The organism is Enterococcus caccae ATCC BAA-1240 (genome assembly GCF_000407145.1).
Lineage (GTDB): Bacteria > Bacillota > Bacilli > Lactobacillales > Enterococcaceae > Enterococcus_L > Enterococcus_L caccae.
The window spans coordinates 57,303-73,002 of record NZ_KE136476.1 but is presented as its reverse complement, the minus strand read 5'-3'; the positions used below and the strand labels follow the sequence as shown (position 1 = coordinate 73,002).

At 34.8% G+C, this 15,700-nt stretch carries 14 protein-coding genes; 4 read left to right on the top strand and 10 right to left on the bottom strand.

From position 1 onward, the window contains the following. Positions 1-22: 22 nt before the first annotated feature. Positions 23-2,452: a CRISPR-associated helicase/endonuclease Cas3 gene (locus I580_RS14850; RefSeq protein ID WP_010770713.1), complete on the bottom strand. Its 2,430-nt coding sequence runs from the start codon at positions 2,450-2,452 to the stop codon at positions 23-25. A 695-nt stretch (positions 2,453-3,147) separates the two neighbouring features. Further along, positions 3,148-3,219: a type I toxin-antitoxin system Fst family toxin gene (locus I580_RS17475; protein ID WP_143141732.1), complete on the bottom strand. Its 72-nt coding sequence runs from the start codon at positions 3,217-3,219 to the stop codon at positions 3,148-3,150. Between the two features lie 850 nt (positions 3,220-4,069). Between I580_RS17475 and I580_RS14845 the strand changes: the two genes are divergently transcribed. Then, positions 4,070-4,342, top strand: a complete 273-nt coding sequence (locus I580_RS14845) for a hypothetical protein (protein WP_010770712.1) — start codon at positions 4,070-4,072, stop codon at positions 4,340-4,342. A 60-nt stretch (positions 4,343-4,402) separates the two neighbouring features. On the opposite strand, the gene I580_RS14840 is transcribed toward I580_RS14845, so the two are convergent. The 3 genes from I580_RS14840 to I580_RS14830 all read right to left on the bottom strand — a co-directional run bounded on the left by I580_RS14840 (position 4,403) and on the right by I580_RS14830 (position 6,847). Continuing rightward, positions 4,403-5,023, bottom strand: a complete 621-nt coding sequence (locus I580_RS14840; protein ID WP_010770711.1) for a DJ-1/PfpI family protein — start codon at positions 5,021-5,023, stop codon at positions 4,403-4,405. Positions 5,024-5,081: 58 nt separating this feature from the next. Then, complete coding sequence (locus I580_RS14835; protein WP_010770710.1) at positions 5,082-6,020, bottom strand: helix-turn-helix transcriptional regulator; 939 nt, start codon at positions 6,018-6,020, stop codon at positions 5,082-5,084. Positions 6,021-6,190: 170 nt separating this feature from the next. Further along, a complete protein-coding gene (locus I580_RS14830) occupies positions 6,191-6,847 on the bottom strand; it encodes a Crp/Fnr family transcriptional regulator (protein WP_010770709.1) in 657 nt (218 codons plus the stop codon). Positions 6,848-7,104: 257 nt separating this feature from the next. Between I580_RS14830 and I580_RS14825 the strand changes: the two genes are divergently transcribed. The 3 genes from I580_RS14825 to I580_RS14815 all read left to right on the top strand — a co-directional run bounded on the left by I580_RS14825 (position 7,105) and on the right by I580_RS14815 (position 10,255). Then, entirely contained in the window at positions 7,105-8,310 is a 1,206-nt protein-coding gene (locus I580_RS14825) for an MFS transporter (protein ID WP_010770708.1), read from the top strand. Positions 8,311-8,335: 25 nt separating this feature from the next. Further along, positions 8,336-8,515, top strand: a complete 180-nt coding sequence (locus I580_RS14820; RefSeq protein WP_010770707.1) for a hypothetical protein — start codon at positions 8,336-8,338, stop codon at positions 8,513-8,515. A gap of 243 nt (positions 8,516-8,758) precedes the next feature. Then, positions 8,759-10,255: a helix-turn-helix domain-containing protein gene (locus I580_RS14815; RefSeq protein WP_010770706.1), complete on the top strand. Its 1,497-nt coding sequence runs from the start codon at positions 8,759-8,761 to the stop codon at positions 10,253-10,255. A 256-nt stretch (positions 10,256-10,511) separates the two neighbouring features. On the opposite strand, the gene I580_RS14810 is transcribed toward I580_RS14815, so the two are convergent. From I580_RS14810 to I580_RS14790, 5 genes are all read right to left on the bottom strand, one after another. Next, positions 10,512-11,333 (bottom strand): MetQ/NlpA family ABC transporter substrate-binding protein, encoded by an 822-nt coding sequence (locus tag I580_RS14810; protein ID WP_010770705.1) that lies wholly within the window; start codon positions 11,331-11,333, stop codon positions 10,512-10,514. A 17-nt stretch (positions 11,334-11,350) separates the two neighbouring features. Continuing rightward, positions 11,351-12,025 (bottom strand): methionine ABC transporter permease, encoded by a 675-nt coding sequence (locus I580_RS14805; protein WP_010770704.1) that lies wholly within the window; start codon positions 12,023-12,025, stop codon positions 11,351-11,353. Continuing rightward, positions 12,022-12,753, bottom strand: coding sequence for a methionine ABC transporter ATP-binding protein (locus tag I580_RS14800; RefSeq protein ID WP_010770703.1), 732 nt, complete (start codon positions 12,751-12,753; stop codon positions 12,022-12,024). The genes I580_RS14805 and I580_RS14800 overlap by 4 nt, the downstream gene beginning before the upstream one ends. A 15-nt stretch (positions 12,754-12,768) precedes the next feature. Then, positions 12,769-13,782 carry a lipoate--protein ligase gene (lplA, locus tag I580_RS14795; RefSeq protein WP_010770702.1) on the bottom strand — a complete coding sequence of 338 codons (1,014 nt, stop codon included), beginning with the start codon at positions 13,780-13,782 and terminating at the stop codon, positions 12,769-12,771. 452 nt (positions 13,783-14,234) lie between these two features. Further along, a complete protein-coding gene (locus I580_RS14790) occupies positions 14,235-15,662 on the bottom strand; it encodes a glycoside hydrolase family 1 protein (RefSeq protein ID WP_010770701.1) in 1,428 nt (475 codons plus the stop codon). Between the last annotated feature and the right edge of the window lie 38 nt (positions 15,663-15,700).

Sequence of the window (15,700 nt, the reverse complement as noted above, 5' to 3'; positions counted from 1 at the left end):
AAACTCTTGAAGTTAGATAACATTAAAATCCTAAATAACCACTCACCGCTTCTGCTTCTATATCTATGCCAAACTTCAAATCATATGCATTATTGGTAAGAGCCAAAATATCGCCATTCAACAGTGGATAAATTCCACTACTTGCTTGAAGTTCCATCAATTCGTGCTGGAAGATATTGACCATATATTGCTGCGCTTTTTTCAGCGTTGGCGCATACTCTTCGGGTCTTAGCTCACCATTTAAATCCGCAATCAATTCATTCCCATCTTTGTAAGGAACAAGCACTGATGTCGTTGGACTATCGATGACTTGAAAATATTTTCCTACTGTTTTAGGACTACTTCTAAGAGCCAAAATAGGTGCAGAGCCGTGTGTTCGTTTATAATGTTCCAGCGCATTAGCACCTTCTCCTAATAAACCAAATAGTTCGAGCGATGTCTTTTTAACTGGATAGTTTAATTCATGCTTAAAGCAATCATAATAACGATCAAAATACCGTTTTTGAACATCATGAGAAAGCAATCCCTCTTGATCAAGTTCACTGTTTTCTTTAAGAATATCTAGCGTAATTGTTTGTCCTTGTTTAATCTCTGGTAAATGAGTCAGATTTTCAAGGTCTGCGGAAAGATTAACTAGGTAGACTGGTTGTTGCTTAGTTTCCCCATGTCGATTACAACGTCCTGCGGCTTGGGCAATTGAATCTAAACCAGCCACTGAACGAATCACAGTTTGAAAACTAATATCTACACCCGCTTCAATTAATTGCGTTGTGATACAGATTAGTTTTGTCTCACTATTTTTTAGTTTCTCACGTAATTCATCCAACAAATCTTTCCGATGTTTGGCACACATTGAGGTACTTAAATGATATAATTCAACATCTTCTAATTGTTGTTCTTCCAAATATTGATATAAACTCCGAACAGCTTTTTTGGTATTTAAAATAATCAGCAAATTTTCTTTCTCTACTAAAATGTCTTGACTGAAATCAGCTAATGCTTCAAGCTTCCATGGTTCATCTGTTGTTCGATCAATGACCTCTACTCGTTTAAACTTGGATTCTACTTCTGATAAATCCAAAACCATTTCGCCATCGGAATCTTTGGTTAACGCTCGTCCAACATTTTCTAAAGACGGCTGAGTTGCTGTACACAGAACACTCGTTGTTCCACCGAATTTTTTTAAGAAGTTCAAACTTTCATTAAATAAATGCGTACAATTCGTTGGCACGCCTTGCGCCTCATCAAAAATAATCACAGCATTGGTTAAATTATGAAAACGACGTGGGTTTCGAGTTCCTCGACTGTATATCGTATTTAGAAATTGTACCATTGTAGTAAAAATCACTGGGCTTTCCCAATTGTCTTTCATTAATGCTTGTTTTTGCTCCAGCGCTTCTTTTTCTGCTTCTGATTCTTCGGATTTCCTTACTTTCGTTTCTTCCTGATCCGTAAAAACATTGGAATGATGCTCTAGAATATTTTCTTCATCTTTTAAAATCTCTCGAACTGTCGCAGCGTTCTGTTCGATAATCGTTGTAAATGGCACGACATAAATGATGCGCTCTTTTCCATGCTTGATAGCGTGATTCAAGGCAAATCGAAAACTAGCTAACGTTTTTCCACCACCTGTTGGAATCGAAAGGGTGTAAATTCCTGTCTCTCTCTCTGAAAAAGCTTTACATTGATCCGACATCCGTCCACGAAGTTGATTAATTGGCGTATCCGCGGTAAAAGTTGAAATATATTCTTCTAGGCTTTGACTATAAGATTGCAGTAACTCATCATTTTCATGCTTTTTAAATTTTTCATTTTCTTCAAATAACATCGTATTTGTTCGGTCGGCATCCAGTAAGCAACTATAGATGAATTTCAAAAGGAAAAATGTATCATTTTGTTTGATTCTACTTTTTCCATTTGATTGATAAACTCCTTTCAATTCTTCTATTGCTTCTGACAATAATTGTTGAAATTGTTCCTCTGACATTACTTCTTCAAAAAAACGAAGTTTAATCTGCTCATAGTCCACAACTTCTATTTCCGCTACTCGCCTAAGATAATCAGAAGTTGCTTCTCCTTCTGGTGTAAAAAAATCTTGCAGGCCTCGACTGCTGTGATGAGAAATAATCGCATTCCCCACCAATTCAGCAAAAATATATGAAAATGGATCACGACTATTTTTGTGGCAATAATCAAAAAGAAGCTTACCACCCGCAGTTGAATGATCCACGCTACCACGTGTCACACTTTTCGGATCAACAACAGCTTTTCGCAAATATTCTTGGAATTCGTTGGAATATTTTCCTAAATCATGAAGTAAACCTGCTATATAGCTGACTTTTCTTAATCCAATTTTTGCGCCCCAATCGCCACTCAATACGGCACATTCTAGTAGGTGATCTTTTAAGCGTTGCTTTTCTCCATCTGATTTCCTTACATGTGCGATATACATACTAAAACTCCTTAATTAATTTCTAAATGTCTTAAATAAATTATACCACTTATAAAAAAAAGAACTATCTAAAATTTTGGATAGTTGGATTAATTTTTTAGTTAAAGAAAAAAAGGTAGACTAGTATTAATATTAGCACTAACAAAATAAACAAAACAGAAAGAACATCCCAAAGCTTCTCTGCTATAACTACAACGAGTGCACTAATAGCTACCAACAACAATTTTTTACTTTTATCTCTATTAATCATTTTATTATTACCCTTCCTGCTAAATTCTGATACTAAACACTGAATTGAGCATAAAAATATTTACTAGTTTAGCGTACTACATTAAAACTACTTAGTCAACTATTTCTTCCTTATTAGTTAAAATATAAATAATGTGTTATAATTTAAATAAGTTTTAGAACCTGTCACATTTTAAATGTGTGGATTGAAATAATTCTGTGTTTAGTACCTAATGATAATATCAGCCCAAGTTCTGGAATTTGGGCTGGTTTTCATTTATCTAATTAAATCCGTCCTCAATAAATAAAGCTATAAAGAAAGAAAAACTTGACTCCATCTTTCTTTTCATGTATCTTATAAGTAGAAAATAACGAGCATGTAGATACACCAAAGACCCCATCACTTTCGAGGAGTGATGGGGTCTATTTTGGCTTTCAGCCGCTTTCTAGTCCTGCCGATTATCAAGTCAATGTTTGAATAGTCCTACGACTACTCCAACAATAATCGGACCAATGATTGTGGAAAATAAAACAAGCATATAGATACACCTCCTTTATGCGATTAGTATCGCCATCGCAAAAGAGAAAGCGACCACTTTTAGCATAGCAAAGGTTTTGTTTCTCGCTAGCTTTTCTTCGTAATTAATTCTGCTTTTATCAAATTTGTCCTATTCTTAAAACTATTTTGCCCATTTTCATTAATTTTGACTTCGCAGAAAAAAATCCTCAATTTCAAAAAAATGTTGTTATTTTTCCTTATATATAAGGAGCATGATTTCCGTGTTATTTAATGCCTTACCACAAAAAAATCCATTGTGAATCAGTCACTCTTTATGTATAATAAAATGCATAGGATAGAAATAACTAACATTAAAAATAAATAAATTGGCTCTTCGTGGTCTGGCGCCAACCAAACCAGAAGCCTTGTTTAAACAGCAGTATCTGTAAAACAACTTTGCCAATAGCGTAAGAATCGATCTATTTTTTGTTGGACGCTTCTATAGTGACAACACATTTTATAGTTTCTTTATCTTGCCTATTTGTAAACGATTACAGGTCATCTGTGGATCGTCTTTTTTTATTTCTATCCTACAAATTTTGAGAAAAAGAAAAATAGGCACTTCATTGTTCGGCGCCAACCGTTCAATGAAGCCCTGAATAGAAAGCAGTATCTCTCTATCCAAGTTGCCCATTTACCAGTACCGTAGTACCAGCTTCTTTATTGTACCTAATTCTTGTAAGAATTTCTAGACACTTTTGAAATTTTTCTCCGAATACTCAAAGAAGTTCCAGACATACTAGTCATAATCCAACAATAGAGACGGACAGCTTTAACCATTTTCTTTTGCTCTACATACAAAATCAAACAAAGAGAAAAGAAGCATTCCCATGAAAAATTCCGTCATCTGCATCAAAACTGTCCCATATCAAGAGATTTTAAACCTTCGGGATTCACTCGAACGTTTAGAATCCTGGAAAGAACCGCTGGAAGTTCTGGAAAAGTATTTTACCAATCCCACTACGCCAATCAATAAAAAACAAGTAGTCAAACAATACTACGCTAGTGCAAAATTGTTTGAAACCTTTCATAAAGAGTATGCACTTTTGATAGCCGAATCGCAAAATCAATTAGCGAGTATTACACAAAATCAAAAGATCTAATCAAAAAATAAAAAGGAACACTTTTTGCGTACTTTGTTATTACATGGGGCAAAACTACTTTTAATCAATATGATCAGTACCAGCATTTCTCAGTTCTTGTTTTATTGCTTCATAATAACCTAACTTGTAAAAGTTATACCATTGTTCTATTTCTTTCTCAGGCTTTACTTGAAGTGCCAGCAAAATTTCTTTTGCAAACTCTAAATGCCCAGTGCCATTGGCTGTAATCAAGTTATCTACTCTTATTGCTTGGACTTCTACATACTGGTTGGCACCCGTATAGTTCGCGCCAGCATAATCTTGCAAGTCTTGTAATTGGTTGCTCGTATGTTTTTGATCATTTAGTAAACCAATACTTCCCAAATAAACAGTCGCATCACAAATCGCTGCGATCACAGCGCCTTGTTGTTTTGCTTTTTCTACTAAAGCATCGACTTCTTTTGCTTTATCCGAGCGCCAAGACTTTCCGCCAATTAAAACCAGCGCGGCAAACTCTTTTTGACATGCTTCAACAAATGTATAGTCTGGCAATGTAGAAAAACCGCCCATCGAATGAATGGCTTGTTTTTCATTTGACACTGTTTTAACCGTGAATCCTTCTAGTTGATTCAACTCAGCGGCAATTGAGGCTGCTTCCCAATCTGCATATTCTTCTAATAACACAAAAAGTACTTCTGTCATGTTTTATTCCTCCTCGTATAGTGACTTCATCATACAACAGAAGTGTGACAACTGGTTGTCAGCTTTTATAAAGAAAATACATTTGTTCAATTTTCGATTTGACTGCTTCAACGATTATCGGCGGTTCAATGACTCGTACCTTGTCTTGGAAACGTAAAATGAAATCCACTGTTTTTTCCTGATCGATCAATGGAAACACGATTGTTCCAACAGCTGAGGCTTTATCCTGTTCCTCAAAAAATTCTGCGCCAAGTTTGTCAATCAAGTATAATTTATCCTTTTGATCATACGTTAAAACCACTTGTTGACTTGCTGGCAATACCATCGCTTCTAGATAATCATTTTCCGAGTCAATAGTCAGCTTTATAGCTTCTAAGGGTCTAGGCTCAAATCCCTCATCTAACAACTCATATGTTTGAATCCTAGTCAGTTTAAACAAGCGAAATGCCTTTCTTTTTAAGCAAAAACCATAAAGATACCAATGGGAGGCTTTAAAAACAAGTTTATATGGTTCTACTTTTCGCTCCGAATAGCCTTTTTTGGAATGATACTGAATAACAATAATTCGTTGCATTGCTATTGCTTCTCGTAAATCATTTAGTTTATTCTTACCTTCGTTAAGTGTAAACCACGAGGATAGATCGATCAATAAATCGCTTTGTGGTTGCTGCAAGCTTGTAGTTGGTGCAATTTTTGCTAGTAAGGGACTGATGTCAGAGGATGATGAGATACTTTGAATCGCTGAAAGGCCAGTCAAAATAGTCGAGATATCTTCGGTTGAAAAAATATGTTTACTCACTTTATACCCCTCAACTATGCCATAACCGCCACGAATCCCTGAATAAGAAATAATCGGAATCCCTGCTAAATTTAACGTTTCAATATCACGATAGATAGTTCGTTTAGATACTTCCAATCGTTCAGACAATCCTTTGGCAGTCATTCGGTCATTTTCGGTTAACAAATTTACTAGACTGAGTAAGCGATCGATTTTCATATTTTCTCCTTTTCATTGCATATATACGTAATAAAAAAGGAATCTATTTGCTCAATGCTCATTGATTCCTTCTTTCTTGATTTTTGTATCATCATTATACTGTGTAATTTCTTACAGCACAATTCAATCTATGTATTAAACGTGTCAAAATCGGGTTTATATACGTTTTTCTACAAAATTATATTATCTTTCAAAATATCCATATCCGTAATCACAATCTTCCGATCTTGAATCTTAATCGCTCCTAAATCCTTCAGCTGCTGCATCATGCGATTGACACTACTAGCAGAAGTGATTCCGCAAAAATGAGCAATCTCTTCATTGGTGACCACAAAATCAACCAATAAGCCATCTTCTATCTGCACACCAAACGTATCATACAACTCATAAATCTGCGTGCAAACAGCACCAAATTTTCCATTCATCAACATTTGCTGCATCTTCTTCATTGAATACATCAAGCGAACACGATAATAATCTTTCACATACATCTGCAGTTCTTTGCTTTGATTGATATCCTTCCAAAATTGAACTCGATCGATTTGATATAATTCTGCCTGATCTGATTCAATTCGAATATTAAATGGTGCATCGATAAACTGAGAATATTCATCCCTCAATAAAGAAACGATCTCCAAACTATTGATATATCTCAAATTGAACTCTCGTCCATCAGGAGAAATCACACTGGTTTTGATAATACCGCTCTTCAAAATATATGCATAACGATCCTGTAACCCTTCATATGTAAGATAGGTTCTTTTTTTCTTCACTACTATAGGAAATGAATGTTTATCTAAGTATTCTTGTAATACATGGCTGTCCATTAGTTGGCTCCTCATCGTTTTTTGAAAATTTTCTATACAAATAATTGCTAGTCTTATTTAAAAGGATAACACATCGAAAAACAATAACAAATGTATATGACTTTTGTTGTGTTTTTTTGTTAATAGCTTTTTTTAAAAACAAATCCGCATTTTTTTTCATGACTTTTTTCGTATAGTATCTATACAACTGGCTTTCAGAAAAGAATTGTAACTTGCAATTTAAGCTTATCACAACAAGAAAGAAGGAACTCTCTAAAATGACGGAACATTCAGAAGAAAAATTATTTAACAAAGGCTTTATCAGTATTACATTGATCAATTTTGTGGTCTATCTCGTGTACTATTTATTGATGGTGATCATTGCAGTAATTGCACAAGATACGCTTCACGCCTCTTTAGGTCAAGCAGGTCTTGCTTCTGGGATTTATATTATCGGCACTTTAATTGCTCGTTTATTCATGGGAAAAATGTTGGAACTACTTGGTAGAAAAGCTGTTTTGCGGTATGGTGCCTTGTTTTACCTTATCACAACGATCGCGTATCTTTATATTCCTAGTATTGGCATTCTTTACCTTGTTCGTTTGTTGAATGGTTTTGGCTATGGAACAGTTTCGACAGCAACAAATGCGATCGTAACTGCTTATATTCCAAAATCAAAACATGGTGAAGGCATTAATTATTATGGATTAAGTACAAGTTTAGCTGCGGCGATTGGTCCATTTATCGGAATGGTTTTATTAAATACAATGAGTTTTTATTTTATTATTTTGTTTTCGATTGTACTAATTTTCTTGACTACAATTGCTTGTTTTATCTTCCCTGTAAAAAATATTCAATTAAGTCCTGAACATAAAGCGAGTTTGTCTCGTTGGACGTTTGACAGTTTTATTGAAAAGAAAGTGTTATTTATCTCATTTATCGCCTTTTTGATGGGTCTTTCTTATTCCAGTGTGTTATCGTTCCTTTCTTCTTATGCTAAAGCGATCGATCTTGTCGGTGCAAGTTCCTTTTTCTTTGTCGTTTATGCCTTAGTCATTACAGCTACACGACCATTATCTGGGCGGATTTTTGATGCGCGAGGTGAAAATGCGGTTATGTATCCTAGTTTTATTTTTCTAACTGTTGGTTTGTTGTTCCTAAGTATGACTACAACAAGCTGGATGCTACTTGTTTCTGGTGGTTTGATTGGATTAGGATACGGTACATTTATGTCAAATGGACAAGCCGTTTGTCTAAAGGCCAGTCCTACCAGTCATCGTATCGGAATTGCTTTGTCTACTTATTTTATCGGGTTAGATTTAGGACTTGGTGTCGGTCCTTATCTTTTAGGTGAGTTGCGTACTATCTTGTCATTTTCAGGTTTGTATATGGTCGCTAGCAGTATTCCAGTCATTTGCATTGTTCTTTATGCGCTATTTTATCGATCAAAAGTGATTGTTCACGATAGCTTTTCAGCAGAATAAATACAATATAAAAAGGAGAATCAGGATGAATACAGATGAACGTATGTTAGAAGTTTTACAAAAAACATTAGTAAAAATCGAAGAATTAAATACACGTCTAGGTCATATTGAAAGTGATCTTACGTCTATAGATACCTATCAAACCAATATAGATCGCTATGCTCGAGAGATCGAGCTAGCAACTGAAAATAATAATATCATGTGATAACAAACCACAGGTAAACTATAGATAGTAAACAAGCGAGTAAAAAATCATGCCTCCGTAGGATTTTTTACTCGCTTGTTTGTGTATTACATCCCATTGTATAATTCCACTAATATCATTACTTAAACATTAAAATTAAATAAAAAAAGATATAATTTGAAAAAAATTTCACAATTTTTCAAATTAAACCTTGGATTATATCAATAGAAGTATTATCATTCATTGAGGGAGGAGGAACAATCTATGAAAAATTTTTTTATGAAGAAAAATGATCAGCAGAAATTTGAGATTTTTAAACTGATTCGCTTTAGTCAAGAGGGAATTTCTGGCTATTCTATTTCCAAAAAAATAGATCTTTCTTTGAACCTTGTTTATCGAAAAATTAAAATGCTCAGTGATGATTTAAATGAATTATTTGAACCTGGTGATGTTTGTATCGTAAAAAACGATGTGCTCTACACGATTGTTGTAAAAGACACTTTAAACGTCAGCTTTGTCATTGATACGTTAAGACTACACTATATTCAACAATCACATGAATATTTGATTTTCCGAACCGTATTATTGAAATACTACACGAGTGTCGAAGCCTTATCTCAAGACATCAATTTGAGTATCGCGCACACTTATAAAAGCTTGACCACCATCAACAAAGCATTAAATAGTTTTAAAATCGAACTAAATTTCCCTGGTGATAATACACAAGTTAATTTTGAAGGAGCAGAAATTCATATTCGCCTTTTTCTTTTCTATTTTTATTGGAATGTATTTAAAGGACTTGTTTGGCCTTTTAGAAAAACGCTAGAGCATATGGAACATATTGAATTACCAATAGAAAATATTCCAGATTCACAACAAATCCGTCTAAGATATTTTCAAGCTTTAAGCGCTTGGCGCATTCGCTATAGAGGGGTTCTCGTACACATTGAACCAGATTTTTTAGCTATTATTACGTTACTTAATAAGGTACACCCTATAACATTTTCACTTGACTTAGCTATTTCTGGAGAAGCGCTTGTTCAGGAAGAATGCTACTTTGCCTTTTTGTGTCGAATTTTTATATATGATATTGATACCCATGATCAAAAACTAGAAACTGCTGAAGTATTTATTCAATCAGATTTACCGCTTGCTAAGAGCTGCACATTTCTTCTGGACAGTGTCTACAAAGCGTATAACGTGACACCAAATCGTCAGGAGTATCTTTTTTCTTATTACTCCCTTTTGCTCGGACTAACTTCTATTACGTATTTACAAATTGATAATGCTGATTTACTTGAAAATGATCAAAATATTTCAAATCTAGGTCATGAATTTGCTGACTTTCCTCAGATGGAAGCAGAACTTGCCGCACTTGCTAAAAAACTATTTTCCGAAGATCGTTCGTTGCAATCATTAGAGTCAAAAGGCTTTTTAACCTATATCGTTTACTTATTTTATTTCATTTTAGACAGTTCTAAAAAAACAGAGACATTAAATATTTACGTTCAATATTCAAAAAACCACTTTACTACAGAGGAGATCAAAAATAGTCTCTTGACGTTCTTTAATCCAGAATTGATTCGTTTTGTTTCAAATATCGAAGATTCAGATGTTCTTATTTCGGATTGTGACGAAAAAGACTATCCTAACAATGATTTTTTTTATTTTGAAAATCCAGTAAATACAAATGATTGGCATGCTTTGATCAATTATATCAACAATAAAGCGTATAATAAGTGTTTTTATAAACAGTTTTAGCTTAAAACAATAGAACCTGAATAAACTGGGAGGAAAAAGCAACTACTACGTTACGTTGTACATCACTACGAACGAAGTGATTCGATGCAACACGCTACAATGACAGTGAAGGAGACCGTCTTTTGTAGGGACTCGAAGTCCATGAGGTAATGATCGATCTTCCTTTCACTCACTACTATAGTCCTAAAAAAGAAAATAGAGGGTAATTTCATCCATCGATGAGTTTACCCTCTATTCTTAGTAATTTTTTTTAGCTTTAAAATGCTGGTGTTAACGTGTCACTGTATTTTGTTTCCAATAATTCTCGCACTTTGTCACTTGTCATGGCTTTTTTCAGTGCTTTGATTTTATCTGAATCTTTATTATCTTCTCTAGCAACTAAGCTAATTGCAAAACGATCATCAACTTTTTTCTCTAATAAAATCGCATCTTTTGGTGTTAACCCGATTTTGGCAATATAAGTTGGATAATTGTAAACCATTGCGATATCTTTTTCGTTGTAGGCTTCTGCTAAATTTAATAAATCGACAGATACCCATTCAAAGTTTTTCGGATTTTCTACAATATCTTTGATCGTTCCATTAAAACCGACACCTTTTTTTAATTTGATCACCCCCGCATCATCTAAGATCGCTAATGCTCGTCCTTCATTAGAGACATCGCTTGGTAATGCAATTTTAGCCCCCTCCGGAAGAGCATTGATCTCTTTGTATTCTTTCGAATAAAAACCAACTTTTGCATTGTATATTTTTTGTACAACTACTAAATTACCCTTCTTTTCTTCATTAAATTTTTGCATAAATGGTTCATGCTGGGCAAAATTCGCATCAATTTCTTTGGCATTCAGCAACTCATTATACTGAATATTATCATTGACTTGAACTAATTCTACTTTGTAGCCATCTGCAATGTTTTTACCTGCTAGTTCAACTACTTCTACGGTTGATGGAATATGGGACGCCACCTTGATAATCTGCTCTTCTTTTTTCTGTGAACCTGCTGTTTTTTTCTGTCCACCACACCCTGCAACCACTAAACCTGCAACGACTAACATACTAATCAATAATTTCTTTTTCATCTTCTTGCTCCTAACTATTATTTTTTATTTATTTTTTTTGCTAACCAACTACCGCTTACTTGAATAAAACTAACAAAAATGATCATAAGGACAATTGCCGTATACATTACAGTATATTCATACCGTTGATAACCATAGCGCAATGCAAAATCGCCAACACCACCGCCACCGATCACACCCATAACCGTCGAATATGAAACCATACTGATAATAACCGAGGTCAAGGCCAATACTAATCCGGATCGTGCTTCAACATACAAAAAACGAAAAATCAATTGCCCCTTCGTACTTCCTAAGGATTGGGCAAGTTCTAAAATATCGTTTGGCATTTCCAATAATACTTGTTCAACAAGTCGGGCATATAATGCAACAGCGACAAAACTTAGAGGTAAGGATGCTGCATAAGTTCCAAATGCGGTCCCTAATACCAAACGAGTAAAAGGGATCAAGGCTACTACAAACAATAAGAATGGAAATGAGCGCACAACATTAATGTACCCATTTAACAAAATTCCTATCCAATGGTTGGCTTTTGTTGGTAATTTTTTGGTTAAATAGACAAAAGTCCCAAGCGGTAAGCCAATAACAATGGCTGCAATTATCGAGATCAAAATCATAATGGCGCTTTCTGACAAAGCTTTGCTTAATTCAGGGAGGTAGTAGCTAATTTTATCGATATATTCAGTCATCATCCTAAACTCTCCCGAACTCTTTCATAATAAGAACTAAATTGTGGCTGTTGCTGTCCCTTTTGAATTTCAAGCGTTTCTACCACTTTGCCTTTTTCTAAAATGGCCGTCCGATTGCACAATTGTTTGATCAAGTTCAATTCATGGCTGACAATGACCATCGTGGTCCCAAATGTTTGATTGATCCGCCGCAATAATTCCAAAATATCATACGCATTTTGTCCATCCAATGCCGAAGTCGGTTCATCACAGAGTAACATTTCTGGTTTGGTAATCAATGCCCGTGCAATCCCTACACGTTGTTTTTCACCACCACTCAATTGCCTAGGATAATGATTTCCTTTATCTGATAAACGAACAAATTCCAGAACTTCTCGGACTTTTTGTTGATCATACGCTTTATTCAATCGTAAAGGCAAGGCGATATTTTCATTCACGGTTTGATTGTAGAGTAAATTAAACTGTTGAAAAATCATCCCAATTTTTTTTCGACTTTTTCGTTTTTGGGTGTCGTTTAACTGCATTAAATCTGTTCCAGCAATTTTGATTTTCCCTTGGCTTGGCAACTCCAACGTATTGATCATACGTAACAATGTTGACTTACCCGAACCACTCTCACCGATCACACCAAATATCTCATGATCTTGGATTTTTAAATCAATATGATCTAACGCTGTAACGGCTACTCCATTATGACTATAAAATTTTGAAACCTGTTCAAATGTAATCATTTTATATCCTCCAACTTAGTCAACTAGCAACTGAACAAATTCGTCTTTAGAAACATTGGCAAAATAATCGTCGATCTTGATTGGCTCCAATACTTGCTTGATTGCTTCTTGTTCATATTGACAACCAACCAATAAATTAGCTATTTCCTGCGTATCTTTCTGACTAAAATAATCCCCATAAATCGTGATTGCTGTAATCAATTCTTTTTCGACTGAAATATTTGCTTCTATTAAGCCACCTTTGAACTTCTCTTCTCTTTTGATCGTATACTTCGGTTCTTCTCCAAATACCCATGCATCATTTGCATAAATATCTGTGACCAATTGATCGATTGCCTGCTCATCAGTATGTGTCAAATGATATTCTTGCATTTTGATAGCATCCATCGTCTCAGCATTAAAGAGATGCAGCAATAAACGATCTCTAAAAGCTTCTGTCGTAATCTCCTGATATTCTTTCGCTAGATAAGGCTTAAGATTAGTCACTCGACTTCTAACAGATTTGGTGCCTTTTGAAGCTAATTTCTTTTCAGAAACAGTTAGGACTCGACTGACTTCATCTAAATCGACATCCAGCATCAAGGTACCATGAGAATACATTTTTTTATTTTTAATATACATGGCATTCCCTGAGAATTTTTTCCCATCAATCATTAAATCATTGCGACCACTAACTTCAGCTTCCGTTGCGCCCATTTCATGTAAAGCATCAATAATTGGCTGTGTAAAGCGTTTGAAATTACCGAAAGAATCATGTTCCGCATTCACAACAAAACTAAAGCTTAAATTGCCTAAATCATCATAGACTGCACCACCACCAGATAATCTTCTCGTAATCACAACCTGATGTTCCTTGGCATACTTCAAATCAACTTCAGCGCGTACATTCTGATTGCGTCCAATAATCACACAAGGTTTTTGGATATAAAATAGGACAAGTGGTTCATCAAATGTTCGCTCATTCAACAAATACTGTTCCGTCGCTAAATTTCGACGAATATCATGAGAGGGCATCATAACATAATACATTTTATTCCTCATTTCTATAAAAGTGCTTTCAATAAACCGTCTGAAAAATTCTGATAATTCCAATAACAGATTTAGTCTATCATCCCTGATTATAATATTACATATATTTGCTCAAAAAAGCTTTATATTATAGGAAAAAATGATATTTTATATAACAGAATTTTGAATTTAAGACAGTTTTTAGTACACAAAAGTATTTCGGTGTCTGTCATAAACAAGAAGACTTCAATCAAAAATTTCCGTTTGGAAAACAATTGATACATAAAATCGCGCAATAATTTTTGTTGAAATCCGGCAAAAACAATACTTCTGAACCTAGACTGTGCATTGACTTCACAACAGCAAATGATCGATGAAAAAAAGGGTGTGAAACAAAAGTGAAGTTCACTTTTGTTTCACACCCTAAACCCGAATAAACGGCGGGAGCAGAAGTATTCAGCCTACTTTTCAGACTAGGCACTGAAAGTCGGATTTTGGGTAATGATTTCTTGATACCACTCAAACGATTTTTTCTTCTTTCGTTCCAAAGTTCCTGTCTGATCATCATTTTTATCGACGTAAATAAAACCATAGCGTTTTTTCATTTCGCCAGTCGTTGCACTAACTAAATCAATCGGTCCCCACATTAAATAGCCAAAACAATCCACATAATCTTCTACGATCGCTTTTTCCATCTGTTCTATGTGTTTTTGGACATATTCAATTCGATAATCATCTTGAATTGACCCATTTACTTCTAATTGATCCACCGCACCTAAACCGTTCTCAGTAATAATGATCGGCAATCCATAACGTCTATATATATAATTTAGCATATACCTTAATCCAATCGGATCAATCGCCCAGCCCCATTTACTTTGTTCAAGGTAAGGATTTTGAACACCACCGAATAAGGTCTCTTCGTTGTTATCATCACCTTCATAGTGCGCCACACTAGAAGAATAATAGTTTAATCCTATAAAATCAATTTTTCCCTCTTCAAACGCTTGTTGATCTGCTTTAGAAATCTCCAATTCAATTCCTTGTGCGCTGTATTCTTTCAATTTGTACTCTGGAAATTTTCCCATACACATAGCATCTATCTGATAACATTCCCGATCTGTTTCTTTCAAAGAATTCATGACATTTTGTGGATCACAATTTAAAGGATATGCTGGTGTCAATCCAAAGACACAGCCAACCTGGTTTACAGGATCAATTCTACGCGCTATTTTAACAGCTTTTACACTCGCTAATGTCATATTATAGCTAATTGTCGCCAGCGTCTGTTTTTTATTCTCCATTTCGGTGTATTTCAATCCTGCAATAATGTAAGTAAAAATATCTGAAGCTTCTGTTTGGGGATCAATATGGTTCATTTCATTAAATGTCACCCAATAATGGACCTTTCCTTTTAGTGCTTCAAACATCGTTTCACAATACTTTAAATAAAAATCAACGACTTTCCTACTCGTCCATGAACCATATTCTCTGACTAAATGAATAGGCATTTCAAAATGATATAACGTAACGATCGGGATGATTTTATTTTTTAGCAACTCATCTACGACATTTTGGTAAAACTGAATCCCTAGTTGATTGGCTTCTTCTTCATCTCCATTAGGATAAATCCTTGACCAATCTATAGAAATACGCAACGCTTTAAAGCCCATCTCAGCAAATAAAGCAATATCTTCTTTGTATCGATGATAAAAATCAATACCATCATGAGATGGATAATAATTATCAGATTCGATCGTTTGACAAATTTTGCGCGGAGTTTCATAACTACCCTGTGTGACCAGATCCATGATCGCTACTCCTTTGCCATCTTTGTTCCAAGCACCTTCGCACTGATGAGCAGCAATACTACCGCCCCATAAAAATTCATTTTTTTTCATTGTATTTTCTCCTTAAATTAAAAGCGTAGCATTAGCGT